At 42.9% G+C, this 26198-nt stretch carries 22 protein-coding genes; 9 read left to right on the forward strand and 13 right to left on the reverse strand.

The window, feature by feature from the left end:
• Positions 1-18 precede the first annotated feature (18 nt).
• The 8 genes from HII16_RS05950 to HII16_RS05990 are packed head-to-tail and all read right to left on the reverse strand — an operon-like array spanning position 19 to position 8849.
• Positions 19-969, reverse strand: coding sequence for a class I SAM-dependent methyltransferase (locus HII16_RS05950; RefSeq protein WP_169128343.1), 951 nt, complete (start codon positions 967-969; stop codon positions 19-21).
• 44 nt (positions 970-1013) lie between these two features.
• Positions 1014-1868, reverse strand: coding sequence for a tryptophan 2,3-dioxygenase (kynA, locus tag HII16_RS05955; RefSeq protein ID WP_169128345.1), 855 nt, complete (start codon positions 1866-1868; stop codon positions 1014-1016).
• Positions 1868-3232: an NAD(P)/FAD-dependent oxidoreductase gene (locus tag HII16_RS05960; RefSeq protein ID WP_169128347.1), complete on the reverse strand. Its 1365-nt coding sequence runs from the start codon at positions 3230-3232 to the stop codon at positions 1868-1870. Before HII16_RS05960 ends, kynA begins: the two co-directional genes overlap by 1 nt.
• Before the next feature lie 11 nt (positions 3233-3243).
• The gene (gene kynU, locus HII16_RS16880; protein ID WP_248289518.1) at positions 3244-5292 is read right to left on the reverse strand and encodes a kynureninase; all 2049 of its coding nucleotides are present in this window, start codon (positions 5290-5292) and stop codon (positions 3244-3246) included.
• Between the two features lie 44 nt (positions 5293-5336).
• Entirely contained in the window at positions 5337-6329 is a 993-nt protein-coding gene (locus HII16_RS05975) for an amidohydrolase family protein (RefSeq protein ID WP_169128349.1), read from the reverse strand.
• Positions 6330-6331: 2 nt separating this feature from the next.
• On the reverse strand, positions 6332-6904 hold the full coding sequence (locus tag HII16_RS05980) for a 3-hydroxyanthranilate 3,4-dioxygenase (RefSeq protein ID WP_169128351.1): 573 nt from the start codon (positions 6902-6904) through the stop codon (positions 6332-6334).
• A gap of 7 nt (positions 6905-6911) precedes the next feature.
• Positions 6912-7331 carry a RidA family protein gene (locus HII16_RS05985; protein ID WP_169128353.1) on the reverse strand — a complete coding sequence of 140 codons (420 nt, stop codon included), beginning with the start codon at positions 7329-7331 and terminating at the stop codon, positions 6912-6914.
• Positions 7332-7379: 48 nt separating this feature from the next.
• Positions 7380-8849 carry a 2-hydroxymuconic semialdehyde dehydrogenase gene (locus HII16_RS05990; protein ID WP_169128355.1) on the reverse strand — a complete coding sequence of 490 codons (1470 nt, stop codon included), beginning with the start codon at positions 8847-8849 and terminating at the stop codon, positions 7380-7382.
• A 183-nt stretch (positions 8850-9032) separates the two neighbouring features.
• Here HII16_RS05990 and HII16_RS05995 point away from each other — a divergent pair, with 183 nt between their 5' ends.
• Entirely contained in the window at positions 9033-9935 is a 903-nt protein-coding gene (locus HII16_RS05995) for an alpha/beta hydrolase (RefSeq protein WP_169128357.1), read from the forward strand.
• Between the two features lie 31 nt (positions 9936-9966).
• Here the strand turns inward: HII16_RS05995 and HII16_RS06000 are convergent, their stop codons facing one another.
• Complete coding sequence (locus tag HII16_RS06000; RefSeq protein ID WP_135439173.1) at positions 9967-10887, reverse strand: LysR family transcriptional regulator; 921 nt, start codon at positions 10885-10887, stop codon at positions 9967-9969.
• 143 nt (positions 10888-11030) lie between these two features.
• On the opposite strand from HII16_RS06000, the gene HII16_RS06005 reads away from it, so the two are divergent.
• The 3 genes from HII16_RS06005 to dmpG are packed head-to-tail and all read left to right on the forward strand — an operon-like array spanning position 11031 to position 13780.
• Positions 11031-11819, forward strand: a complete 789-nt coding sequence (locus HII16_RS06005) for a fumarylacetoacetate hydrolase family protein (RefSeq protein ID WP_169128359.1) — start codon at positions 11031-11033, stop codon at positions 11817-11819.
• Between the two features lie 42 nt (positions 11820-11861).
• Positions 11862-12755, forward strand: coding sequence for an acetaldehyde dehydrogenase (acetylating) (locus HII16_RS06010; RefSeq protein ID WP_169128361.1), 894 nt, complete (start codon positions 11862-11864; stop codon positions 12753-12755).
• Between the two features lie 2 nt (positions 12756-12757).
• Positions 12758-13780, forward strand: a complete 1023-nt coding sequence (dmpG, locus tag HII16_RS06015) for a 4-hydroxy-2-oxovalerate aldolase (protein ID WP_169128363.1) — start codon at positions 12758-12760, stop codon at positions 13778-13780.
• Between the two features lie 49 nt (positions 13781-13829).
• Here the strand turns inward: dmpG and HII16_RS06020 are convergent, their stop codons facing one another.
• Both HII16_RS06020 and HII16_RS06025 read right to left on the reverse strand, forming a co-directional pair.
• The gene (locus HII16_RS06020; protein WP_169128365.1) at positions 13830-14786 is read right to left on the reverse strand and encodes a S41 family peptidase; all 957 of its coding nucleotides are present in this window, start codon (positions 14784-14786) and stop codon (positions 13830-13832) included.
• A 146-nt stretch (positions 14787-14932) separates the two neighbouring features.
• Complete coding sequence (locus HII16_RS06025; RefSeq protein WP_169128367.1) at positions 14933-16789, reverse strand: serine hydrolase domain-containing protein; 1857 nt, start codon at positions 16787-16789, stop codon at positions 14933-14935.
• A gap of 147 nt (positions 16790-16936) precedes the next feature.
• Here HII16_RS06025 and HII16_RS06030 point away from each other — a divergent pair, with 147 nt between their 5' ends.
• From HII16_RS06030 to HII16_RS06050, 5 genes are all read left to right on the forward strand, one after another.
• Positions 16937-19075 (forward strand): winged helix-turn-helix domain-containing protein, encoded by a 2139-nt coding sequence (locus HII16_RS06030; protein ID WP_169128369.1) that lies wholly within the window; start codon positions 16937-16939, stop codon positions 19073-19075.
• 103 nt (positions 19076-19178) lie between these two features.
• Positions 19179-21587, forward strand: coding sequence for a penicillin acylase family protein (locus tag HII16_RS06035; RefSeq protein WP_169128371.1), 2409 nt, complete (start codon positions 19179-19181; stop codon positions 21585-21587).
• Positions 21588-21651: 64 nt separating this feature from the next.
• The gene (locus tag HII16_RS06040; protein ID WP_169128373.1) at positions 21652-22053 is read left to right on the forward strand and encodes an ACT domain-containing protein; all 402 of its coding nucleotides are present in this window, start codon (positions 21652-21654) and stop codon (positions 22051-22053) included.
• Between the two features lie 6 nt (positions 22054-22059).
• Positions 22060-22416: a hypothetical protein gene (locus HII16_RS06045; RefSeq protein WP_169128375.1), complete on the forward strand. Its 357-nt coding sequence runs from the start codon at positions 22060-22062 to the stop codon at positions 22414-22416.
• A 104-nt stretch (positions 22417-22520) separates the two neighbouring features.
• Positions 22521-23195, forward strand: a complete 675-nt coding sequence (locus HII16_RS06050) for a DUF4386 family protein (RefSeq protein ID WP_169128377.1) — start codon at positions 22521-22523, stop codon at positions 23193-23195.
• A 261-nt stretch (positions 23196-23456) separates the two neighbouring features.
• On the opposite strand, the gene HII16_RS06055 is transcribed toward HII16_RS06050, so the two are convergent.
• Together HII16_RS06055 and ggt are read right to left on the reverse strand one after the other, a co-directional pair.
• The gene (locus HII16_RS06055; protein WP_169128379.1) at positions 23457-24029 is read right to left on the reverse strand and encodes a cation transporter; all 573 of its coding nucleotides are present in this window, start codon (positions 24027-24029) and stop codon (positions 23457-23459) included.
• A 213-nt stretch (positions 24030-24242) separates the two neighbouring features.
• The gene (gene ggt, locus HII16_RS06060; RefSeq protein WP_211183430.1) at positions 24243-25937 is read right to left on the reverse strand and encodes a gamma-glutamyltransferase; all 1695 of its coding nucleotides are present in this window, start codon (positions 25935-25937) and stop codon (positions 24243-24245) included.
• Positions 25938-26198: the final 261 nt, after the last annotated feature.

Below are 26198 nucleotides of genomic sequence, written 5' to 3' on the forward strand. Positions count from 1 at the left end.
CTTCTTATTAAGATCGCCTTAACCACGTTTATTTAGCTTTATTATCCAACCTAGCAAGTTGTCTTTATTATCACGTAGCAACTCTTTAGCAATAGGTTTTAGGCCTAATTGGTCTGCTTGAGTTAACAGTAGCTCGAGCTTTTTCTCGCTAATTGCGGCATTTTTCAAGTCAGAAAGACGTTGTATGTGACTTCTCGCTTCCATTTTGTAGGTGCTTATTTTACTGAGTCTTTGCTGCTGGCTAAGTGTCCCTTGCTTAAACAATGTTAAAATCAGCTCTTGGATATTAGTATCCATATAGCTAGTTTTATTATCTTGCTCTAAACTGCGTATTTTGATGTTTAGTTTATTTCTTAGTTTTTCCGACTTGCTATCAAAGCGATTTTCATCATCGCCAAGTTGCTTTACTAGCTTAATAATAATGGCAAGCAAGCCATTACTACTTAAGATTTTAGTTAACAACTGAATGGTTTTATTGTTCCTTTTTAAAATTACAGAATCAGCATGGTGGGTAACTAGAATTACTTGTGCGTGCGGATTAGAGACTCTAGATATTTGTGTCAACGTTTGTAATTGGTCACTGTATTCGAATCCATATTGCGAAGTAACACAATCAAAAGTTTGATCAACAAAAGGCAATTTAGTGGAGCAGGTGCTAGGGTATAGCTCTACAGTATCTTTAGCTTGTGATGAAATATCAGCTAATTTATCGCTAATTAGTTTGATATCTATGTTAGCAAGGTCAGTTGCACAAAAATGATGTTCAAGTGCTAATTTATTTGATACTTTAGCGCCGATTAAAGGCAAGGATGCATTGCCTGTGGCGAGATCAAGAATCTTTGCCTTTTTAGGCAGACTGGTAAAAATGGCCTGCCAAAATTCTAGATATACGCCTTGATAATTATCGTTGAAAGCGCTGCCAAACGACGTTAAAAAGCCACTATGCCAATAGTCGTCCCAATGTTGCATTAGGCCATTCCTTGTTGTTATTCATTAGGTTTAATTGTCTTGTATTACAAACGTGTTCGTAATTCAAGAAGTTCTGGAAAGAAACTGATATCCAGTGCTTTTTTCAAAAAGCCTATGCCAGATGAGCCGCCTGTGCCCATCTTATTGCCTATGATGCGTTGTACCGTATACATGTGCTTAAATCGCCAATTTTGGAAGGCATCTTCAATATCCATTAACTTTTCTGCCAGTTCATACAATTCAAAGTATTTCTGTGAGTTGGCATACACCTCTAACCAGGCATTTAACACCGACTCATTCTTGTTGTATGGCAAGTTAAAGTCGCGTTCAAGTTGCTCACTGTCGATGGCAAAACCTGCTTTGGCTAACGCCTTAATGGTTTCGTCATAAAGGCTCGGCGCCGCTGATACCTTGGCAAGCTCAGCATGCACATCAGGTTTGGCTTCGTGCACTTTCAACATGGCTTTGTTCTTGTTACCAAGTAAGAATTCCAGCTTACGGTATTCATAAGACTGAAAGCCAGAAGAGTGGCCCAAAGCATCGCGGAACTTTAAGTAATCCACAGGTGTTAACGTCGATAACACGCCCCATGATTGAGTTAACTGAATAAAGATTTGTTTAACGCGAGAAATCACTTTAAAGGCATGACCAAAGTCACCGTCTTGCAGGTTTTTAACGGCAGCGCTAAGCTCAAAGCCTGCCAACTTCAGCCAAAGTTCACTGGCTTGATGAATGGTGATAAACAACATTTCATCATGTTGATCGGACAGTGGTTTTTGTGCGCTTAGAATTTGATCAAGACATAAGTAGTCGCCATAAGACATGTCATTTTTAAAGTCAGTATGAATACTGTCTTCCAAGTCTCTAACGTTCTTTTCTTGATGGTAAGGACAAGACATTATGCAGCCTCCAATTTCGCCACGGCTAAGGTGTGCAAACGGTCATAAATATGCTCTTCTTGCCAACATTGTGCAATGTTAGGGATTTGCATGATTTCATCCATGATTTGCTTTTGTATATCGCCGGTACGCAATGCATATTCGTAAGGTATTTGAGGCGAAAAGGTTACCATAGAGTATAAAGGCACCCAAAGCTCTGGGTAGCGTTCGTTAAACTTGGCTTCTATCTTCTTGCGTAACAAAAAGTTTGCATCACCACTTAACTCACTCATTTCAATGAAGTTACGCTTTGCCAGCTCAATGATGGCGTCACCATTCGCTTTACGAGCTGTTTGGTAAGCTGGCAATATTTGCTGCCAGTTGCCGTTATATTCACTTTCCAGCTCGTCCATAACGCGACAGTCTTCAAAGCCACAATTCATGCCCTGACCGTAAAATGGCACCATGGCATGCGCGGCGTCTCCAATAAGGGCGACCTTATTGTTAAATACCCACGGGTAAATATGTACCAGACACAAAGACGATGGACGCTTGCTAAAAAAGTCATTAATCGGATCATCAAGTAATGGCAAAGCGTCTTTGAAGTTGTCTTCAAAAAAGGCCTTAACTTTTTCTTGATTATCTAATGATTCAAAGCTCAGTTCGCCTTCATGATCAAGGAATAGGGTACAAGTAAATGAGCCATCCGGGTTTGGCAGAGCGATCAGCATAAACTCGCCTCTTGGCCAGATATGCAGCGCATTCTTTTCCATCTTATGGCTGCCATCAGCATTGGCACTGATACTCAGTTCCATGTAGCTTTGTGGCATGTATTCTAACGAATGACTGATACGCTGGCCCGGTAGCTCTTGTGCAAGACGACGTACTTTTGAAAAGGCACCATCGGCACCAATCATCAGGTCGCTGTTAAACTCAGCTTTACCTGTTTTGCAATTAAACTCACTTTCCACCGTGTCAAAGTTAAGATCGGCAAGTCGGTGCTCAAAATGCACACTGACGTTGTCTAGTTGCTCGGCGATATCAATTAGTTGCTCGTTAATGCCTGCACGAGAAACCGACCAAATAGCCTGATTATCTTTACCGTATGGGAATGTACTCAAGTTGCCTTGTTTGTCGTGCATAACCCGGCAATACATCGGAATGGCGTGTTCACGAATTTCTTTATCAAGCCCAATTGATTGTAAAGCCAACCAACCGCGATCAGATAACGCCAGGTTAATCGACTTACCCTGATAAATATTGGTTTGACGAGAATCTGGGCGCGACTCAAATAAATCTATTTTATAACCTTTCTTGGCTAGCATCACTGCCAGCAAACTGCCGACTGGACCGGCACCGGCAATGGCAATACGTTCTTTGCTCATAATCCTAATCCCTAGTGTTGCCAGTTAGCCAACAGGCACTTTAATACCTGACCAAAGCGATAAACGTCGCTAAAGCTGTTATATAAAGGCACAGGTGAAAGACGCACAACGTCAGGCTCTCGGAAGTCGGCAATAACACCAGTTTCAGTTAGGGTTTTAAAGAATGATTTATCGGTACCCACCAATTTAACGGATAGCTGACAGCCGCGCTGATTTGGATTTTTTGGGGTGATAATTTGCAGTTCAATATTGTCAAACTGACCTACAATATCGTTAAAAATAAACTCTAAGTAACTGGTTAGCTTTAAGCTTTTCGAGCGCAGTTTTGCCATACCGACTTCATCGAACATATCTAAAGATGACTTTAATACGGCCATACCCATGACTGGCGCATTACTAAGTTGCCAGCCTTCGGCTCCTGTCATTGGTTGGAAGCTGTTTTCCATCAAAAAGCGACGCTCTTTGTTATGACCCCACCAGCCACCAAAACGATTTAGTTCAGTATTATTGCCGTGTTTATCATGAACGAAAATAGCAGCGGTATTACCTGGGCTAGAGTTCAGGTATTTATAAGTACACCAAGCGGCAAAATCGACATTCCAGTCATGCAGTTGCAGTTCGATATTGCCAACACCGTGCGCCAAATCGAAACCCGCTAAGGCACCAACACTATGAGCCGCTTTCGTTAAGGTTTGCATATCAAACACTTGACCGGTGAAATAGTTGACGCCGCCTAAGAACACCAATGCAACCTCATCGCCATGCTGATTGATGGTATCGATGATGTCTTCTTCACGGATAAGGTGTTCGCCTTCACGCGGTGCCACTTCAATGATCGCTTCATCCGGCTCAAAACCATGATGACGTACTTGCGTCTCTAACAAGTAACGATCAGACGGGAACATTTTCGCTTCGGCGATGATTTTAAAGCGTTTTGCTGTTGGCTTGTAAAAAGACACGAATAATAGATGCAGGTTGTTGGTCAACGAGCCCATGCACACCACTTCTGACTCATTGGCACCAACTAATCGTGCTGACTGTGGGGTGAGTAATTCGTGGTAACTAACCCAAGGGTTTTTCGCTTCAAAGTGGCCTTCAACGCCCCACTTAGCCCACTCGTCTAGCTCGGTGTTAACGTAATCGCGAGCCGCTGTTGGTTGCAGGCCTAATGAGTTGCCGGTGAAGTACAAGACTTGCTCGCCGTTAATTACTGGGTGATGAAACTTATCGCGGTATTGTTTTAACGGGTCGTTATTATCAAGCTGAGCGGCAAACTCTTCACTATTTTCATACTGGCGCTCTGGCAAGGTATGGAAACCAAAGCCACCCAAGCCTTCAACCTCAACACTGATATGTTGACCAGCCTCCAGTGCAACGGCAGCCGTGGCGGCGCCGGCGAGAATGATTTGTCCAGGTAGTAGCTCTTCGCCTGATTCGGCAATGCAACGAGCAGCCTCTACTAGAGAGTTTAATGGATGATCCAAAATCGCGCTGCTATCACCACTGGCGGCGCTTTCACCATCGACCAGTAAGTCCATGTGTAATTTGCTGATATCAGTATCGGCTGGGTGCCAGTTACCAATGATAAAGCCGGTACTAGAGCAGTTATCGGCGATAACATCGGACAATGAAAACTTAAAATTACGGTAGCGCGAGTCAATGATTTCAATGGCTGGTGCTATGGCTTCTACCGCGGCGAGTGCTTGTTCTGGCGTTACTATGCCAGATAAAGGCGCTTTTAATTTGAAAGCAATTTCAGGCTCGGCGCGCGGATGCACGTAATCATTTAAATCAATGCTTTCGTTTTGTTTGATGAACATGGTATCGGTAAGGCGACCCCAGATTAGATCATCAACGCCCATTTGCACCATTTTCGCACGAGAGGTGAAGCCCATCTTGTAGCCGACCAATTGCTCACCGCGTTGTAAGCGTTGATCAATACTTAACTTTTGTACTTGGTACGCGTCTGGCAATGAGAGTTCTGTGTCTATAGATAGTTGCTCGACACTTTCTGCGTTCATCGCGGCTTTGTCTAACTTGATTGCTAATTCGTTTAACATAATAAAATTCTTTACTTTAATTCTTTAATACATATTTGCTGGCGTTAAATACCAAAAAATTGCTCGGCGTTATTAGCCAGCAGTTTTTGTTTAATATCGTCGTTTAACATTGGCGCTGTTTTAATTAACTGGCCCATTTGTTGTTCGCCCAACGGAAATGGGTAGTCTGTACCAAACATCAAGCGTTCGGTACCCATTTTTCTCACCAATAACTCTAGAGAGTCATGGTCGAAAACAGCGGTATCGAGATGAAAACGGTTGAGATAATGGCTTGGTGGAAACTCTGATTTTCCACGAGCAATATCACGGTGGTGCCAGGCGTTATCAAGGCGACCAAGTAGGAAGGCGAAGGAGCCGCCGCCATGGGCGAAGCATATTTTCAGGTTGTCGGATACGCGATCAAAACCACCGCCCAAGATCATAGATACAATAGACAGTTGCGTTTCTGCGGGCATGCCCACAGTCCAGCCCATCATGTAATCTTTGGTGCGCTCGCTCGCCATCATGTCCCAAGGATGCACGAATACGGCAATATCTTCATCGGCACAATGTTGTAAGAAAGTCAGCACACCTTCATCATCCATATTTTTTAAGCCAACATGATTACCGATTTGCACCCCAACATGACCAATGCTCTTGGCGCGGCTCACTTCTTCACAGGCCAAATCGACATCTTGTAGCGGCACTTGTGACATGGCAAAAAGACGGTTTGAATTATGACTACAAATCTCCATTGCCGCATCATTAAATATTTGTGCGCAATAATGCGCTTGTTCTGGCGGCTTTTGATAGGCAAACAAAATCGGCGTCGCAGAAATGATTTGTTTTTCTACACCATCTCTGTCCATTTCTTCAAGGCGTACAGCAGGATCCCAGCAAGCGGAATAGATCGGGCGAAATTCTTGCTGGCCTTTCATTAGCATGGCTTTGCCATCGTCCTGATGACGCAGCCAAGGCCAGTCGTCACCGCCAAATTTGGCTTGTAAGTCTTGCCATGTTTTGGGGAAAAAGTGAGAGTGAATATCAACAACACGCATGATTATGACTCTCCTTGTTGTTCTTCGCGAGGTGGGATATGTACCCAGCCTTGTGGTGGTTGCTTGCCCGGGTGTAATTCACCGCAATTGGGGCAAGTACGCGCCTGCTGATCATTGTAAAAGGCTTGATAAACCTTAGGTAAATCATCAACGATGGATTTCAATATGACTTCTGAACGATGCACCAATGATTCACAGTTGAAGCAGTACCATTCAAAGGCATCTTTCATGCCGCCAGGGCGTTTGGGTTCAATAACCAAACCGATGCTGCCCTCTTGTGGGCGCTGTGGTGAGTGGCGTACATGTTTCGGTAAGAAGAAGATATCGCCTTCACGAATAAACACATCTTTGCATTTACCGTCTTCAATGACTTTAAGAACCATGTCGCCTTTAAGTTGATAGAAAAACTCTTCTACCGGGTCGTCGTGAAAATCGGTGCGTTGGTTTGGACCACCCACAACCGTCACCATCATGTCGGTATCCTGCCATATTTGCACATTGCCCACAGGTGGCTTCAATAAGTGTTTATGCTCTTCAATCCAGGCATGAAAATTAAATGCTTTTAACGCTGACATATTGTGCTCATCCTTGTGGTTTGTAGGCTACCGCTTTGCATTCGATCAACAAATGCGGGTGAGGCAATTGATGAACCGCAACGGTGGTGCGAGTAGGGCCGTCGTAATCGAAAAACTCGGCATACACCTCGTTGTAACCGCCAAAGTCATTCATGTTGACCAAAAAGGTATTGAACTCAACTAAATCGTCAAGACTGGCGCCAACACTGTTTAATAAATCTTGGATGTTTTCGATAACCACACGAGTTTGCTCACGAATGTCTAAATCGGTAACGCCCATGGCATCGACGCTGACACCGGCGAAACTGTTATCTGGCAGGCGTGATGAGGTACCAGAGATAAAAATAAAATCGCCAGCACGTTTAACGTGGGGAAACTTACCTCTTGGTGTGGCTTTGCCACTGACAACTTTTGCTTCTGTAGTCATACTGTTCTCGGTATATTTAACTTGTTGTAATTTAATGTGTTATTAATTTTATTGTTGTTCTATTTGGATACAAATATTGCTTGGCTCGCTGTAGAACCCTAGCGAATGCTGACCACCTTCACGGCCGACACCGGATAACTTCATACCACCAAATGGGGTACGTAAATCCCGTAAAAACCAGGTGTTAACCCATACCAAGCCAACATCTAATTGTGCTGCTGTGCGATGCGCTCGGCTTAAGTTTTCTGTCCATATCGAGGCTGCGAGACCGTATTCGGTATTATTAGCACGTTGTAGAACCTCATCTTCGTCGTCAAATACTGAGACATGACAAATCGGGCCAAAAATCTCTTCCTGATTAGTGCGAGAGGTATCGTCTAAATCGGTGATGATGGTGGGTTCAATGAAATAGCCGTTATCGCGTTCATCGTTAAATTTTGGTACGCTACCGCCACTAATAAACGTCGCCCCTTCATCCTTGGCTAACTGGTAGCATGCCAACACTTTTTGTTGATGAGCTTGCGATACCAAAGGACCCATAAAAACCTTTTCATCGGTTGGGTAACCTATGGTGATGTTTTCTGCTTCGCGTTTTAATCCGCCGACAAATTCGGCAAAAATACTGCGGTGCACATAGACTTTTTCGGTGCACAAACACACTTGACCACAATTGGTAAACGTAGAGCGGGCAACGCCTTTGATGGCTTTATCGAGATCAGCATCTGCAAATACAATGGCCGAGTTCTTGCCGCCTAGTTCAAATGACAAGGGTTTTACCGTACTAGCCGCGTTTTGCATTATGTGTTTGCCAGTTTTTGACGCACCGGTAAAGGTAACCGCATTAATGCCGGTGTTCGCGGTTATGGCATCGCCAATATCTGTACCACGACCCAATATGAGGTTAAATGCACCTTTTGGTATGCCAACTTCATCCATGATCTGCGCCAATAAATACATGGTCGACGAGGTTTCTTCAGAAGGTTTTACAATAACTGAATTGCCACAGGCCATCGCTGGCGCTATTTTCCATGTCGCTAACAATAACGGTAAATTCCACGGAGAGATAATAGCAACCACACCTAACGGTTTATTGATGGTGTAGTTTAAGGCTTTATCACCATTGGCTTGTTCGGTCATAAAGGTTTCACCGCCCTGAAACTTAACCATATCAGCAAAGGTTCTAAAATTTGCGGTGCCACGCGGAATATCAATGGTTTTTAATTGATGCAATGACTTACCGGTGTCGCGCATTTCTGCATCAATAAATTCTTGCTCTCGCTCGGCCATTCGGTCAGCGACTTTATGTAATAAGGCGCAACGTTGATTAACGGTCATTTTGCCCCAGCTATGTTGCTGGGCATGACGAGCGGCATATACGGCTTGGTCAATCAATGGCTTGTCGGCTTGGTAAATATCGCCAATTTTGCTGCCATCGACCGGGTTGATGTTGTCAAAACATTGCCTTGTTTCGACAAATTCGCCGTCAACATAGCAATATAAATCCTGAATATTGGACATAGTAAACACGGTGTTAACAAATAATTATTAACTCTAGCGCGTTTTATTAAATAACAAAATTTTTAAAAAATTACGTTTTTAATAAATATTGTGAATGCTTTTATATTCAAAATATTTATCTTTAGTGATAATTAATTCAATTTATCGAAATGCCATTTCGGGTCTATAGTTTTTAGCTGACGTGTGAAAACAATAATAATAACCTTTAACAACGTTTCGGATATTGCCATGTTGTACCGTGAATTTGACCTTGAACAATTAGAATCTCAATACTCACCGAGTAGCTGTATTGACGATATTAACGTGTTTATTCAGCGTTATGTTGATGACAGTAAATCCTCGGCGCTATGGGCTGAGCAACATCAAAGCCTGCGCAGCAACTTAGCTTATGGCGACAGTGAGGATGAACTGATTGATATGTATTTACCAACGGCTAAGCAAGCCAAAGGTAAATTACAGGTATATATTCATGGCGGATATTGGCAACAATTAACCAAGGATGAAAGTGCCTTTGCTGCCAATAATTTTCAGCAGCTGGGCTGTCACTTTGCTGTGATCAACTATGCGCTGGCGCCTAAAGTGCGTCTAGCGGATATTGTTGAACAAAACCGTCGTGCCATTGCCTGGCTCTACTTAAATGCCGATAAGTTTGGTTATGATGCTGAACAAATATACTTGTCTGGTAGCTCTGCTGGTGGTCATTTAGCGATGCTGATGGCGCAAACCGACTGGCGACAATACGGTATTGAGAATGGCGATTTTATCAAAGGAATATGCGCAGTCAGTGGCATATATGATCTCGAGCCTATTGCCCATACCTATATCAATGAGCCGCTGCAGTTAAGCGAGCAAGAAATTCAAACCTTAAGCCCCATACGATTATCAACGCCACAATGTCATGTCATTATTGCCTATGGTGACAATGAAACCAGCGAATTTAAACGCCAAAGTGATGACATGGCGCGTCGCCTAGACTGCACAAGTTTGCAAGTTGCCCGATGCAATCACTTTGATGTGATCATGGAACTTAGTGATGCCAATTCGACATTGTCTCAGCAGGTGATTAAGCAAATGGAGTTGGCTTAGGTAACAAAACTGGCCACAAATTCTATACAGCTTAAGAGCTGAAATGACTTAAAGCCGTTGCTAATAAATTCGCTGGCGCCTGAATGTTTTCACGTTTGGCGAATGCCAAATGCCAATACACATGCAATCCATCGCTATTAACCTTTGCGGTGCGAATGTTGTGGCTATTCTTGTATGGTAACAGCAAGTGCTTCGACATGATTGAAATACCCAAGTTAACATTGACCAGCTCAATAATGGCGTCATTAAAACCAACCTGCATTACCTTTTTAGGAATGATGTTATTGGGCTTGAAGAACAACTCATATTCACGGTGTTTCTCGGGTACCGTTGAATTAGTGATGTAAGTTGACTGTTTAAAATCTTCAATGTCTAAGTGTCTTTTACTTGCCAATGGGTTGTCATTACTCAAACACACCATAAGCTCATCGCGATGAATAAACATCGACTGATATTGGCTTTCATCGATTTTTAGGTTTTGGTTATCACTGCAAATCAAGGCGATATCAATATCACCGTTATACAGCGCATTAAGTGGTTGCAGCTGTGCGTTGGCATTAATTTCCAATTCAACCTGTGGCATATGCTTGGCAAATGCCTGAATGGTTTCTGGCAACCATTTAAAGGATGAATAGTTTGGTAAACCTAAGCGTACCACTTGTTCCACACCGTCGGTTAAACGCGCAATATCATGCTCGACCCGTGCCAGCTCCTCTAATATCTTATTGGCTGAATGCAATAAGCGTTTACCAGCAGAAGAGATGATCAGTTTACGTCCTCGCCTTACGAATAACTCGGTATTCAAGCGTCGCTCGGCTTCTCTAATGCGATTGGTTAACGCTGGTTGGGTGATAAACAAACGTTCAGCAGCCTCTTTTACTGTTTCTGACTCAGCGATGGTACTGATCATCTTTAAATGACTGATATTGAGCTGACTTTTGGCAAGATCCATAGGTGCATTTCTTTCGCTGTGGTTATACTAAATATTCAAGATTTGAATGATTAGCTTAACTTAATTCAATTATTTTTATTTAATTTTATCAAGTAGAGTTAGTTTGGCAATAAATTATTGAATAAAAGGGTTTCTCAGCCGTTATGCAACAGCAACAATTACAAGCACTGGCCGATGAGCTATACAGCGCATTAACGTCACGTCAGACAATCACACCAATCAGCGAACGAGAAGGTGAATTTACCTTAGATGACGCCTATATAGTGTCGCAATTGTTTTTACAACAACGTCTGCAACGTGGTGAAAAGGTTATTGGTAAAAAGATCGGTTTAACCAGTAAGGTTGTACAAGACATGTTAGGCGTACATCAGCCAGACTTTGGCTTTCTTACCGATGCCATGATTTATCAAAGTGGTGCAAAAATTCCATTTTCTAAGGACTTAATTCAAGCAAAGTCTGAAGGTGAAATAGCCTTTATTTTAAAGCACGATTTGCAAGGTCCAGGTGTTACCCCAGAAGATGTGTTAGCAGCCACAGAAGCCGTTGCTGCTTGTTTTGAAATCGTCGATTCTCGAGTTGAAGATTGGCGCATCAAGATCACAGATACCGTTGCTGATAATGCGTCCTGCGGTATTTTTGTATTAAGTGATGAACGAGTCGATCCGCGCTCGGTGGATTTTGAGAATTGTCAGATGCAGATCCATAACCACGATGAACTTATTGCAGAGGGTCAGGGCAGTGCTGCGCTAGGTTCCCCGCTAAATTGCGTTGCCTGGTTAGCTAATGCATTGGGTGATTACGGTGAATCATTAAAAGCCGGCGAAATTATCTTGTCTGGTTCACTAGCGGCGATGATCCCGTGCAAGTCTGATGACGACATGCGTATGCATATTGATGGTGTTGGCAGCGCCAACTATCAATTTATCGAATAAATAAACATTACCTGTTCTTACGAAAGTAAAGAGAAAAGTTATATGACAAACAAGATTAATGTCGCGTTAATTGGCTCGGGCAATATTGGTACCGATCTTATGATAAAAGCACTGAGAAGCGACATCATTAACCCGGTATGGATGGTCGGCATTGACCCAGAATCGGATGGCTTGGCAAAAGCCAAAGCCGCCGGCTTAAAAGTAACGGCAGAGGGTGTTGATGGTTTACTAGAACATATTGAAGCGGACAATATTCAAATCGCCTTTGATGCGACGTCGGCATATGTGCATGGTGAGAATAATGCCAAGCTGCAAAGCAAAGGCGTTAAGGTCATCGATTTAACTCCTGCCGCTATCGGTCCGTTTTGTGTGCCGCCGGTCAACTTAGATGAGCACATCAAAGCGAATCTGGATAACGTCAATATGGTCACTTGTGGTGGTCAAGCGACAATTCCAATTGTTAATGCCATCTCTCGAGTGCAAGATGTTGATTATGCAGAAATTGTTGCAACTATTGCATCAAAATCAGCGGGGCCTGGGACCCGAAAAAACATCGATGAATTTACTCGTACCACGGCAGGTGCTCTGGAAAAAGTTGGTGGTGCAAAACAGGGTAAAGCCATCATTGTTATGAATCCGGCTGAGCCTCCTTTAATGATGCGCGATACGGTTCACTGTTTGCTGGCAGATACACCCGATGAGCAAGCTATTACTGAATCGGTATTGGCCATGATTGAATCTGTGCAACAGTATGTACCAGGTTATACGTTAAAAAATGGCCCTGTGTTTGATGGCAAACGCGTATCGGTATTTTTAGAAGTTGCTGGTCTTGGTGACTATCTACCAACCTATGCTGGTAACCTCGATATCATGACCGCGGCAGCATTGAAAACCGGTGAGATGATCGCCAGACATATGCAAGAGCAAGGAGAATAATTATGGATTTACGCAATAAAAAAATTACCTTGCACGACATGTGTTTACGCGATGGCATGCATGCTAAACGTCATCAAATATCTTTGGATGAAATGGTTAGCTTAGCTACCTCACTGGATGATGCTGGCGTGCCTTTAATTGAAGTAACCCACGGAGATGGCTTGGGTGGCGCTTCGGTTAACTATGGCTTTCCGGCACATACTGATGAAGAGTATTTATCTGCAGTAATTCCAAAGATGAAGCAAGCGAAAATTTCCGCTTTGTTATTGCCAGGTATCGGTACCGTTGATCATCTAAAAATGGCGCATGAGCTAGGCGTTAATACCATTCGTGTCGCCACCCAGTGTACCGAGGCAGATGTAAGCGAACAGCATATTGCCAAGTCTCGTGAGCTAGGCATGGATACCGTTGGCTTCTTGATGATGGCGCATATGCTTGAACCAGAACAACTGCTTGAGCAGGCCAAGCTTATGGAAAGCTATGGTGCGAATTGTATTTATTGCACAGACTCTGCGGGTTACATGCTACAAGACGATGTTTACTCTCGCATTAGCGCGTTACGAGACGGATTAAAGTCAGAAACTGAAATAGGCTTTCACGGCCATCACAACTTAGCATTAGGTGTTGCTAATTCATTATCGGCTGTGGAAGCGGGCGCAACCCGAATTGATGGTTCAGCAGCGGGTCTTGGCGCTGGTGCAGGCAATACACCGTTGGAGGTATTTAATGCGGTAGCTACTCGCATGGGCGCACATACTGGTGTTGATGTATTCAAGTTAATGGCAGCAGCTGAAGAAATTGTCGTGCCTATGATGGAACAACCTATTCGTGTTGATCGCGACTCTTTAGTTCTTGGTTACGCTGGTGTTTATTCATCATTCTTGTTACATGCTAAACGTGCTGCCGCTAAATACGGTGTTCGCTCAGAAGAGATCTTAATGGAACTTGGTCGTATGAAAACCGTTGGCGGTCAGGAAGATATGATTGAAGATGTGGCGCTAAACCTGGCAAGAAAACAGTCTTAATGGTCAAAACACATTCAAATTAAAAGGGAGCATTATGCTCCCTTTATTTTTATTCAGACAGCGCAGTCAAAGCCAAATGAAACGCTTTATCCACTACCTCTTCATCTTTGGCAAATACATCCGGTGTGACACCATGTTTATCCCAAGACTCTTCCGATACCGGGTCTTTGATCACCGCATACGGTATTTTTACTATCAATTGTGAGCCTACGTTAATTGGTTTGGTGAAATAACCTAAGCCCATCGTTTCCGCGCCAAGAACCACGGCTTTATCAAACTGTTGCAGGGAATGACTAAAGAACTCCCACTCGCCAGACACAAAGGCTGAATTGATAATGTACAAAGGGAAGTCATCTTTAAGTTTGTCATAACCAGGTGTCTTTAATGACATCAATGGTGATGTGTGGTTGTTGAATTGAACATTGCCTATGAGAGTCTCAGGTTTAATAAAAAAACTAATCATTTGCTGAACCAGCGATAAATCGACATGATCTGCGGCTCGCAGGTCAATGATCATTGCCTCAACATTGGCCATTAGCTGGAAAGCATCAAGCAATATTTGATGTGAATCTGCAAAGATAAAATTTTCGCTTATCGTCAAGTGACCAATGTTCGACTCGAGAATTTCCACATTAACATTACCGTTAGACAATTTATCAAAGTCAGTGCCATTTGCTGACGATTGCAGTAATTCTTTTTCAAGAACAATATCAAAGCCTGTATCTTGAGTGCTAGTGAGTAAAATGCGGCGAATTTCATCTCGAAACCATTCGCTACTTTGATTGCTTTGCATGTCTTTGCTGTCTGAAGCTTGTTGTAATGCACGAGATGCTTTTACGCCTTTATCTGGATAAAGGTAGGTGTGCTCAAGTTCAGATACAATATTACCTATGACCAATTTAGCTTCGCTGGAAGAAATGACTGAACTGTCATCACGCTGTTGTTGCCCTGCTTGGACAAAACAAGTGGAAAGAATAAACGTTATTAGAATCCATAGTCGTTGCATAATTGCTCTTAGGTTAAATTTATCTGTTACCTATATGAATATTGTATTTATTTTGTTGTTTTCAATAGCAAAAGTAACCTAGAAGCAAGAAAGGTGTATATTTGAATGCATATACACCTTTTAGATTGTTGCTATTTATAACCAGCTTAGGTCCAGGATTGAACGCCGATTACGCCGTACCAACCAAGGTAGACAACAATTATCAATTGTATAGGTAATAAGATGGTCGCGAAGACATTGGCAAATTTACCCACAGACAGTTTCACGTTTTTTGCATACCACCTTATAGCTAGCATGGTTATTGCTACTAAGAGTAAACTACTCAACATCAAGCCAATCGATATCCATGTTGGTCCACCTAGTCGATTTATTGGCGACAACAATCCGAAGGCAAGGAAGAATATAAATAACCAAGCACTTAATGAGGCCAATAACACCGCACAACGTAATTTTTCACTAGCGGTATTTTGATAGTGTTTTTTCGATAAGCGAATTAACCAAAATATCGCTACTGGCAAGGTAATGATCAAACATAATAACCAGAGAACAAGAAGGACCTTGTCAATCCAAGCACTAAATCCGGATACTTGGCTAAAGACGCGATCGCCGTAATGAAATACCTTGCCTAACTGTGGATCGGTGGTTTGTATCATCACCACTTCACCTTTATCATTTTTCCACCTATTGTCTCCTGCATAATGTAAATCTCGTCGCCAACCTGGAGGAAAAACACTGGTAAATGTCGTACTTTCAGCTTGTTCGCTTAATTTGTTGGTGGCTGCCAGACGCTCTATAAAATAGCGTTTGGCGTTACGTGGGTTTTGGTAACGGTAATAGCCTGTTACCTCTTGAGGTGTTGTTGATTGATCGGCTGCACTTAAACTCGGCTTATCCCAATTAGCAATAACAAAATTACTGATTGCGGTAATTATCGCTCTAAATGCGGCATCATTTTCACTGTTTTGTAGGACAACAAAGCCAGATTTGAATTCGGGCGAGTAGGACAACTCAGAGCGCCAACCAGGTAATGCACCATCGTGACCTCGAAAACGCCAACCTTGATAATAGCGGGCGTAATTGAATATGCCGTACCCAGCAGGAAAAATTCCAGCATTTGTTGAATGAGAGTGCTCGATTCGTTGATAACTGTCAGAGCTTAATAAACTGGGTGAACGCACAATAAAGGCATGTAATATCTTGCTAAGGTCATTCAAGCTAATGGTTAAGCCACCAGAAGGTGTCATCAGGATAGGCTTGTATGTGATTTCTTGCTGCACGGGCCCATAGCCTTTGGCATTAGCGGGATTATCATTACTGTAATTGGCGGTGGATATTTCGAGGGGCGAAAAAATATATTGTTGTACATATTTATCAAACGGCATGTCCGTCACAGTCTCTACGATAAGAGCTGCAACGGTTGCCGCAGAGTTCGTATAAGTGTGACGGGTACCTGGTGGCCAACGAGATGTTCGGCTATCCGGATACAAAGCCAGTGCTTGTGCCAGCGGTAGCTGTGATTCATTGTTGTAAGCAAATTCTTGCAAAGCGATTTCATCCCAACCTGTGGTGTTTTCCATTAGGTGTACAAGTTTTATTGGGTGAGTTGATTGCCACTGGTTTCGAAATTGCAAATCAGGAAGTAAAGTTTTTAGTTCATCTTCCAATGTTAATTGTTTCGATTCCACCAATTGCATGATAGCAAGGCCGACAATCATTTTACTGACTGAGGCAATTCGATAAGAAGTATCTATGCTTGCTGCTTGTTTTGACTGTATATTGGCAAAACCAATTGAACGTTGATGCAATGGCTTGCCTTGCTCTAAAACAGCGTAACTTAGTGAAGGCAGTTTATGTTTGGCAACAATGTCGACGAGCTGTTTATCTAGTTGTCTAATATCTTGTGGTGCCTTTGCATTGACGTTGGCAGTGCCCAATACAAAGCTCAATACCAACACTAAAGTTGTCGTTAATAATTGCCTTATGATCTTGTGTAGATTTTGCAAACCCATCTCCTTAAATACAAAATTCAGATAAGTAAATAGGTTGTAAATTATTTGAAAACGTAAAGATACAAAACTTATGTTATGTCTCGTTAACTTGTGTCAAACTGACTACTTCACAAAAAGTCACATTAGCTAAAACATTGATTTATGGTAGAAAGAGCACAGTCACCAGATATTTATATTTTCACTGAATTTCGCCTGCTAAAGGCGACTGAACAACTGATGAAAAAAGGCGAACATGTCAAAATTGAGCCGCAACTGTATTCGTTGTTGTGGCTATTTATCGAAAACCCCGGTGTCATTATATCCAGAAATACGATTGAACAAGTCGTGTGGGGTGGTAGACCGGTTACCGATGAAGCACTGCGTGCAGCCATGAAAAAATTGCGGGATTTGCTAGGTGATGATGCTCGCTCTCCTAGCTTTATAAAGACCATACCAAAACAAGGCTATAAATGGCTCGCCAAAGTGAGTTTTGAGTTTGAAGAAGGGCAAATGTCCGCAAAGGTACCGGCGAAACGCAAATGGCTAACATATGCTTTCATGGCAGGGGGGATTGGCATCGCAGCAATGTTATTAAATTCTTACCTTCCAAACTCAGACAAATCAAACCTTGATACAAATAAAGCGCCCAAGCTCACCCGTTTAACCGAATTAACCGGCTCGGAAGTAGACGCCAATTATCATGCCGAGCAAGGCAAATTGGCATTTATCCATCGTGATACCCGCAATAGCCCGCAGCAACTGTACGTTAAATCGCTAAACGACAATATCGTCAAACGTTTAAGTTGGGATGAGGCTAATTATAGCGACAGTTATTGGTCAGCGGATGGTTCCAAGTTGGCATTTATGCGCTTGCTTGCTCAGAAGTCGAGCTTTCATGTCGCCGATTTTGATGAAAACGGTGAGGTTACCCATCTACAAACTCTCGATTCACCTGTATTGAAAGGTAAGTTCGTTATTGGTTGGTTGCATGATGATAAAGGCTTATTGCTTGCTGAAACCATTAAGCCGAATAAGCAACACCGTATCTATGCATTTGATCCAAGTACGCAAACGCTGCAACCTTTAACCAATCCCAATGTGGCTGGACGTGGCGATTACAAAGCGGCTTTGTCGCCAAATGGTGAACTGCTGGCAATATTACGTGAAGAGGTGTCTCAAGAGTCCAGTTTAATAGTCACCTCATTGTTGACGGGCAATTTGGTAGTGAAAACGACCTTACCTTTTGTTCCCAGTCGACTTATCTGGACACCGGATGGCAACACCATTGCGATGAGTAACTTTTATGGTGAACATGGGCGCTTTAGTATCGCTTCTGGTCAGTACGTAAATACACCACCATTACCTGAGCATAGCCTCGACTTATTCGCAGCCTGTGGTGAACAATGTTATGTCTTGCGTCAGCATAATGGCAATTTTCTTGATCTACAGGAAACGCCGTTGGCGTCATTACGCTTGCCAGATAACGCGGATAAATCGGCACCTATTCTTAATGGTGGTCGTTTACTCAGGCGCGCCAATGCTCAGGACTTTCCTCAATACTTAGGTAATGATTCTGGACTGTTATTGGTGTCGCTACAGGGCAAGCAGTTGCAGTTTCAGCAGCTATCAAAGCAGAATCAATTGCGAGATATCGCGACACTAGAAAATAGTGCTCAGCTTAATTCAATTTCCGCTTCTCCGGACAAGGCGTTACTTATTGGTGCCTCTGGTGGGCGGCTATTTAGCGCCCCAATGAATGGTGATAAAAATAACCCTGTAACTTTTATTACTCCGGCTCTGGAGCGATTTGCCAATCCAGTTTGGCATTTGGATAGTCGCCATGTTTATGTCGCCCGAATGACCGCCAATAAACCGGATATCGTGTCACTTGATGTTACAACGCAACACATGTTTCCAGTGGTTGAAAACATGTTGGCTTTTTCTCTTAGGGCTAACCATACAAATGAGGCCATAGGAATAAAGCCAGACCTAACGGTTATTCGTTTAACAAAGGAAAATGAGCAATGGCAGCCGATGCAAAGCTTGGGTAAAGTGGCATCTGCAAGCCCAAATCGCTGGCGATTAACGGACGATGCTTTTTATTATACCAAGTATCAAATCCCGGAAGCATTCTTGTGTAAAATAGCGCTTGTTCAAGAACCTAGCGAGAAAAAAGAAAGCTGTTGGTCCATTGGTGATAATCGCTTTCGCTTAAACTTTGATATCAATACCGACAGCAACAAAGTGATGCTAGTGGAATCATTAAGTGCAGAAAGCGATATAGTGCAATTAACTTGGTAAAGGCTTAATCGTTTTTTCTGACCGTTTAGGTCGAAAATGACAGTATATACAGAGTAAGATGACTAAAACATCAAACCATAATAATAAAAACAAGGACAACTTAATGACTCATCGGTTAGTTAAATCTGCAAAAATAGCGCTCGTTATTCTGATAGTAGCGGCTGTCGCTATCTATCTATATTTGCGCCAGAGCTTGCCTAAGTTGGAAGGTAAAGTAGATGCGCAGGTTGAGCAGGCCGTAACCGCAACTCGAGATGACCAGGGCATTGCACAAATTACCGGTGGTACTCGTCAAGATGTCAGTTTTGCACTGGGTTATTTGCATGCGCAAGAGCGCTTTTTCCAAATGGACCTTTTGCGAAAAAATTCCGCGGGTGAGTTGTCTGAATTATTTGGTGAAATAGCCGTAAAACACGATAGCAAAATTCGTAAACACCAGTTTAGAAAGCGTGTTGGCGAGTATGTGAAACTGCTTACCGATGAGCAACAAGCCATTTTGCAAAATTACACCGCAGGCGTTAACCAAGGCTTATACGAGCTTTCAGCAAAACCGTTTGAATATGCTTTATTAAGATCAGAACCCAAGCCTTGGGTCACAGAAGACAGTATGTTAGTGCTTTATTCAATGTATTTGGATTTGCAGTATGAATACGGCGATAGAGAGTTATTGCTAGGGGCGATGTCTGATTTATTATCGGCAGATGCCTTTCAATTCTTAACCCCTGAAGGTTCTAACTGGGATGCGGCAGTAGATGCAACTGAGTTGCCGAAAGGTCAAATTCCTGCAAATAAGATATTTATTGATGACACTGTATCTGTAACCAAAAAACAAGCGCAAGAATTCAATCTATTTCCGGATAATCAAGAAGGACAAAAGGGTAGTAATAACTGGGCTGTGTCCGGCAAGATTTCTAAAACCGGCAGTGCAATTGTCGCCGATGATATGCACTTGGGCATTGATGTACCCAATATCTGGTTCAGAACCAGCTTACGTTATTCCGCCAACAATAAACCTCAATTGATTGACGGTGTTTCTTTACCTGGGACACCTGCTATTGTGGTTGGCAGTAACCACAACATTGCCTGGGGCTTTACCAACAGTTACGGCGATTGGAATGATCTGATCAAATTAGTGCTATCTGAAGATGGTAGCCAATATTTAACCCCAGATGGCTACAAGCCGTTTATGGTAGAGCAAGAGCGTATCGCTATAAAAGGCGACGAAGAACAATTGATCGATATTAAAGTGACTCAATGGGGACCTGTGATTGGAGAAGATCATCAAGGCAATTTGTTGGCCATGCGTTGGGTGGCTCATGATGCCGAAGGTATCAATTTTAATCTGCTTGGTTTGGAGCGTGCGCAAAATGTTCAACAAGCCATCGATGTGGCTCACAGTGCAGGTATTCCCGCACAAAACTTAATGGTTGGTGACAAAGATGGCAATATCGCTTGGACAATAGCTGGTGCCATGCCAAGAAAGTTTGGTTTGGATAATACCGGCAGCCAAGGCTGGGCAATACCGCAAGACTGGAGTACCGGTGCGGTTGGTTGGTCTGGTTACATTGAATCAAATGAATACCCTGTGGTGATTAACCCAGAACATAATCGATTATGGACCGGTAATAGCCGTGTGGTTGGTGGCAATATGTACCAAAAAGTGGGTAATGGCGGCTATGCACTAGGCGCACGTAGCCAGCAAATTCGCGACGGTTTAATGGCGATTGAACAATTCAGCGAACAGGATTTACTAGACATTCAAAATGACGACAAAGCGGTGTTTTTAACGCCTTGGCATAACTATTTATTGGATACGGTATTTACCGAAGAGTTTGTCAATCAGCACGATTATGCCCAATTGGTAGTCTTGTTAAACGATTGGCAAGCACGAGCATCGGTTGATTCTGTTGGTTATTTGTATGTACGTCAATTTCGCTTGAATCTAAGAGATAAGCTATTCTCTCCGCTAATCAATATGATGGAGTCGATGAATGAAGAAAATGAGTTACCACTGTCGTTTCGACCTATTCGTAATCAGATTGAAGTGCCTATGTGGCAAATGCTAACCGAGCAACCAGAGCACTTGCTACCTGAAGGTTTTTCTTCATGGGCAGAGTTCAGTCAATCGATTGCACAATCAACCTACCAAGAGCTCGTTGAACAATACGGCGCAATTGATAACGCAACTTGGGGCGCATTTAACACCACCAAAATTCAACACCCATTATCAAAAGCCATACCTGCATTGGGTTGGCTATTGGACATGCCACAAGAAGCTGTTCGTGGCGATACGTTTATGCCTCGCGTTCAAGGCGTCAACTTTGGTTCATCACAACGTATGGTGGTATCTCCGGGGCATGAAAAACAGGCCATTTTTCACATGCCATCATCACAATCTGGCCATCCATTGTCACCGTTTTATGGCAAGGGGCATGACGATTGGGTAAAAGGCATCGCCTCACCACTGTTGCCGGGCGACACTAAATACACACTTGAGTTTTTGCCTAAGTAGACGGCCAACGTAGTACAGATTTATCTTTAATGAAATTGTTAGCAATATAAGGGGGAAACGATACATGTCAGGCATTACCGATTTAGACGAGTTGTTGCGTTCTATGAGGCCAAAATTAGTTGCCGCTGAGTTTGTATTTTGTACCGTTTCAGGTGACCTAAAAGAGTATGTTGAGTTAAATCCCGTCGCAACGTTTATAGAGCCAGAAGGACTAACGCTTGTTGTTGAAAAGTCAGTTGCTGAGAAAGCAGGCTTTTCGTTTTCGGGGACTTACAGCCAAATTATATTAACGGTCCATTCAAGTTTAGAGGCGGTAGGACTTACCGCGGCAGTAGCAAGCAAGTTAGCCTCAAAAGGGGTAAGCGCAAATGTTATTGCCGCTTATTATCACGATCATATTTTTGTACAAACGGCTAAAGCAGATATTGCAAAGTCTGCATTAGAAGAGTTTGCCAGTAACGGTTAGATAGCTATGGATAGTGCGGCTCAAGAATTCAGAAATTCGTGTTTAGATACATTGAATTTTATCTCGCCTGTATATCGACAGAGAGAATTTGCTGCAAAAGTAGAATACAGCGATTATAAAAGTGAATTTGTTTGTTGGTGGTTTGATGATTTAGTTATGGAATCTTTACCAAATGGAACAAGATTAATTTCTGAAAGCTTCAATGCAAGCGAGAAATCAATACTCTGGGAATTTACAAAGCTCTTTGAGCAGAATTTAAATGATGAAGAACTTTCTATTGATGGTTTATTAAATGATCCACAATGGATGCAGATCATGAAATTAGCGAAAGACACATTAAATAAAGTTGGTAAAGTTTCCTAACAAGGTCTTTTAGTCAGTTGCCACTAGAGCAAAAGTCACCACTTCGCTCTGTTTTGAGCGCTTGATGATGGTGTTAGCATTACCAATAAAACAGGATAGTTTTAATGAATAATTTACAAAAAGTTGCAGGCATTTCAGCTATTTTTGAGGCGTTAATTTATATTGTTGCCTTCGTATATTTTGGCGCTTTTTGGGCATACCCCGCACAAGATTCGGCATCAGAAAAAATGGCCTATTTGGCCGATAATCAGCTTGTGTTTTCGATGATTTATTTCTTAATGTATGCGGTATTTGGAATATTTCTCGCGGTTCTTGTTGTTGGCTTATATGAGAAATTAAAATCAACCAATGAACTACTTGTGAAAGTGGGATCTGTTTTCGGCGTTGTTTGGGTTGTTCTGGTCATTGCAAGTGGTATGTTGGCAAATATAGGGCTTTCACACGCAGTTAATCTGATGGACGTATCCGCCGAGAAAGCTTTTGATATGTGGAGAACGATTTCAGTAATCATCGAAAGTCTTGGTGGAGGAAACGAGCTTGTTAGCGGACTTTGGGTACTCTTAATCAGTGTCGCGGCTTTAAAATCGAAAACCTTCTCACGAGGACTGAATTACCTTGGTGTTTTTGTCGGAATAGCTGGTGTGGCAACAATCTACCCCGATGAAATATTTACCGAAATTTTTGGTATTACACAGATCATTTGGTTTATCTGGCTTGGTATATCCTTGTTAGGTCAAAGTGATGTAAACAAGCCAATGCAACCGAGCGCGAACGCGTAAGTTAGTTGAGGTTTTGGTGGCAAATGGCACAAAGCAGCCTTACAGAGTCCCTTGACACTGACGAAGATCCCAACCAAAAATATGGTGGGTTAATGGACATGGGTGTAATAATGCCAACGTAGCACACAAATGTGATTCCGCCGGTGTCCGTGCTGATATATCTACAACCGTGCTTCACAAGCGGTAAAGTTGATATTTACCCAGTGTTGTTCGTTAATTTGCTCTGCCGCTTTGCCTAGCCTTTTTCGTATAGCGTCCATCTCAGATGTCGATAACCACCATTACAGGATCGGCAAAAGGAATGAGGTGACTATATTGGCCATCTCTCAAGAACAACGAAGCACTAAAGCCAACCAACACACCTGCACTGAGTAAGGTGTCACCAAACCATTGGTTCTTTTCGGCATCAAGAAGTTTTGAGCCTATCTTTCTGTTTTTAAGTAATAAAAACATGAAAATAACAAAACAACCTATGGTGCTTATCACAGCATAAATAAGCGCAGATTCTATCGCCACCTGACGGCCACCTTGCAGCACAACTAATACGGCATCGATACTTGAGAACAAACAGACACCAATGATGATAAGCGACTTAAACATGATGATCAGAGGCTCAAAGTGCGCTTTGCCAAAAGGAAAGCGCATGTCTTCATTTTCACACTGAATTTGTTTAAGAACGATTAGAGACACCAGACTAAGCAGCAGACTGATGGTGGAGTAAATACCATCAAACAATACCATGCCAGAGCCCGCATATAAGCCCCAGCTAACACCTAAAATAGAAAAGGATGCTGTGGTATAAACACAGATCTTTAGTATCGTTTGTTCATTCATTTGATCGCCCTTACTGCAAAACAGAAATCGAGAAACCTACGACCTGGCTATATTACTCCTGGTCAAATAAACAACAATAAATATCGAGTTTTTCGTTGATCCAAATCAAGCAAAATCATACTTGAGTTACGATGTTTTTTGGGGCGTTTAGATATAAAAAAGCCACCGTTATTTGGTGGCTTTAGAATGAGAGGTTAATTAGTGTTGTCTAGGTTAGTAACCTATGGCCATACCGTCTTTACGCATCTCGCTGGCACCGTAATAAACACCCGTTTCAGGATCGCGCCAGATGGCTTGGTAACCACCAAATGGACCTGAGGTGATATCCACTTTGTGACCGCGTTTTTGTAATTCAAGAACCACGTCAGCGTTTACGCCACTTTCTAATTCAAGCACACCGCCGTCTTGCATACGCTCCTGCCAAGTGGGTTCAGTTGAGCCTCTGTGGTGATAACGCGCGGCATCACCCGATTGTTGCACGCCCATACCAAAGTCGATGATGTTGGCAACCATTTGTACATGACCTTGAGGCTGCATAGCGCCACCCATTAACCCAAAGCTCATCAATGGTTGACCGTCTTTGGTTAAAAAAGCTGGGATAATGGTATGGAAAGGACGCTTGCCCGGCGCATACACATTAGGATGTCCTTCGGTTAGAGAATATTGAGCACCACGGTTTTGGAAGATAAAGCCTAAATCGTCAGCAACCAAGCCAGTGCCCATGCCGCGATAGTTACTTTGAATCAAAGAAACCATCATGCCGTTCTTGTCAGCTACGGTAAGGTAGATGGTATCGCCATCAATCAATTTAGGATCGCCATGCTCTACCTTATTCGCCGCTTTGTTCATATCAATTAGTTGGCGACGTTTTTCAGCATAGTCTTTTGACAATAAGCCTTCGAGTGGGATGTCATAGTAGTCCGGGTCAGCATAAAAACGGGCACGGTCTTCAAAGGCCAGCTTTTTCGCTTCGGTCATTACGTGTAGGTAATCTGCACTGTTGTGACCCATTTCTTTCAAGTCATAACCTTCAAGAATATTTAGCATTTGCAATGCGGCAATGCCTTGGCCATTTGGTGGTAGCTCCCATACATCGTAGCCTCTATAGTTAACCGATACCGGCTCAATCCAGGTACTGGTGTGGCTGGCAAAATCTTCTTTTCTTAAGGCACCACCTATGCGTTTGAAATATGCGTCCATGGTGTCGGCTATGTCACCTAGATAAAAGGCATCACGACCACCTTTGGCTATCTTGCTTAAGGTGTTGGCTAAATCTGGATTTTTAAAAATTTGTCCTTCTTTGATGTACTCGCCGTCAACTAAGTAGGTTGCTTTGTAGTTATCAATTTCTTCAATTTCACCTTCTTTATGTAGGCGTTGATAACGTTCCTGATAAATACCCATGTAATAAGACACCACTTCGGTTACAGGGAAACCTTGATTGGCATAATCGATAGCGGGTTGCAGGTTGTCACTCATCTCTAAGCTACCAAACTTAGCATGCAGCTCATACCAGGCATCAACCGTACCTGGCACGGTGACTGGTGCGCTACCCCAATTAGGTATTTCACTGACATCACCAATTTTTGCTTTGAGCTGCGCTAACGTTTGTCCTTTAGGCGAACGGCCAGAGCCATTTAGGCCATAGAGTTTTTCGGTTTTTGGATCCCAAACAATGGCAAATAAGTCACCGCCAATGCCGTTGCCCGTTGGCTCCATAAGCCCAATCGCTGCATTGGCGGCAATCGCGGCATCAACCGCACTGCCACCTTGCTTTAAAATATCAATCGCAACCTGGCTCGCAAGCGGGTGCGATGTTGCTGCCATGCCGTTGCTGCCAAGTACTGCTGAGCGAGTTGCCCAAGGGGCGCTGACAACACGATCGCCACGACCATCTTCGCGTAACATCACCGATTTTTTATTGTCTTCGCCAACATACACCAAACGTGGGTCTTGTGGTTCTGAGTCATTGTTGTCTTGCATAGTTGAGCTACACGCCGCCAAAGTAAGTGACAAGCCACAGCCGATTGCTAGGGCACTATAGTTAACTTTCATAATCTTTTGTCTTCGGGGGATTGTTCATTGAGTGTAGCTCTAATAGAGCAGTGTCGCGGCGAAATGTCAAAAGTCGCTACGATAAAGTGTCGGCTTTGTGCGACAACCCGCAGA

The sequence above is a fragment of the Thalassotalea sp. Y01 genome, from assembly GCF_012932945.1.
GTDB lineage: Bacteria > Pseudomonadota > Gammaproteobacteria > Enterobacterales > Alteromonadaceae > Thalassotalea_A.

Excerpts from the sequence above, each read along its gene's own strand:
- HII16_RS05950 (WP_169128343.1), bottom strand. The coding sequence starts at position 969 with ATGCAACATTGGGACGACTATTGGCATAGTGGCTTTTTAACGTCGTTT.
- kynA (WP_169128345.1), bottom strand. The coding sequence starts at position 1,868 with ATGTCTTGTCCTTACCATCAAGAAAAGAACGTTAGAGACTTGGAAGAC.
- HII16_RS05960 (WP_169128347.1), bottom strand. The coding sequence starts at position 3,232 with ATGAGCAAAGAACGTATTGCCATTGCCGGTGCCGGTCCAGTCGGCAGT.
- kynU (WP_248289518.1), bottom strand. The coding sequence starts at position 5,292 with ATGTTAAACGAATTAGCAATCAAGTTAGACAAAGCCGCGATGAACGCA.
- HII16_RS05975 (WP_169128349.1), bottom strand. The coding sequence starts at position 6,329 with ATGCGTGTTGTTGATATTCACTCTCACTTTTTCCCCAAAACATGGCAA.
- HII16_RS05980 (WP_169128351.1), bottom strand. The coding sequence starts at position 6,904 with ATGTCAGCGTTAAAAGCATTTAATTTTCATGCCTGGATTGAAGAGCAT.
- HII16_RS05985 (WP_169128353.1), bottom strand. The coding sequence starts at position 7,331 with ATGACTACAGAAGCAAAAGTTGTCAGTGGCAAAGCCACACCAAGAGGT.
- HII16_RS05990 (WP_169128355.1), bottom strand. The coding sequence starts at position 8,849 with ATGTCCAATATTCAGGATTTATATTGCTATGTTGACGGCGAATTTGTC.
- HII16_RS06000 (WP_135439173.1), bottom strand. The coding sequence starts at position 10,887 with ATGGATCTTGCCAAAAGTCAGCTCAATATCAGTCATTTAAAGATGATC.
- HII16_RS06005 (WP_169128359.1), top strand. The coding sequence starts at position 11,031 with ATGCAACAGCAACAATTACAAGCACTGGCCGATGAGCTATACAGCGCA.
- HII16_RS06010 (WP_169128361.1), top strand. The coding sequence starts at position 11,862 with ATGACAAACAAGATTAATGTCGCGTTAATTGGCTCGGGCAATATTGGT.
- dmpG (WP_169128363.1), top strand. The coding sequence starts at position 12,758 with ATGGATTTACGCAATAAAAAAATTACCTTGCACGACATGTGTTTACGC.
- HII16_RS06020 (WP_169128365.1), bottom strand. The coding sequence starts at position 14,786 with ATGCAACGACTATGGATTCTAATAACGTTTATTCTTTCCACTTGTTTT.
- HII16_RS06030 (WP_169128369.1), top strand. The coding sequence starts at position 16,937 with ATGGTAGAAAGAGCACAGTCACCAGATATTTATATTTTCACTGAATTT.
- HII16_RS06035 (WP_169128371.1), top strand. The coding sequence starts at position 19,179 with ATGACTCATCGGTTAGTTAAATCTGCAAAAATAGCGCTCGTTATTCTG.
- HII16_RS06040 (WP_169128373.1), top strand. The coding sequence starts at position 21,652 with ATGTCAGGCATTACCGATTTAGACGAGTTGTTGCGTTCTATGAGGCCA.
- HII16_RS06045 (WP_169128375.1), top strand. The coding sequence starts at position 22,060 with ATGGATAGTGCGGCTCAAGAATTCAGAAATTCGTGTTTAGATACATTG.
- HII16_RS06050 (WP_169128377.1), top strand. The coding sequence starts at position 22,521 with ATGAATAATTTACAAAAAGTTGCAGGCATTTCAGCTATTTTTGAGGCG.
- HII16_RS06055 (WP_169128379.1), bottom strand. The coding sequence starts at position 24,029 with ATGAATGAACAAACGATACTAAAGATCTGTGTTTATACCACAGCATCC.
- ggt (WP_211183430.1), bottom strand. The coding sequence starts at position 25,937 with ATGTTACGCGAAGATGGTCGTGGCGATCGTGTTGTCAGCGCCCCTTGG.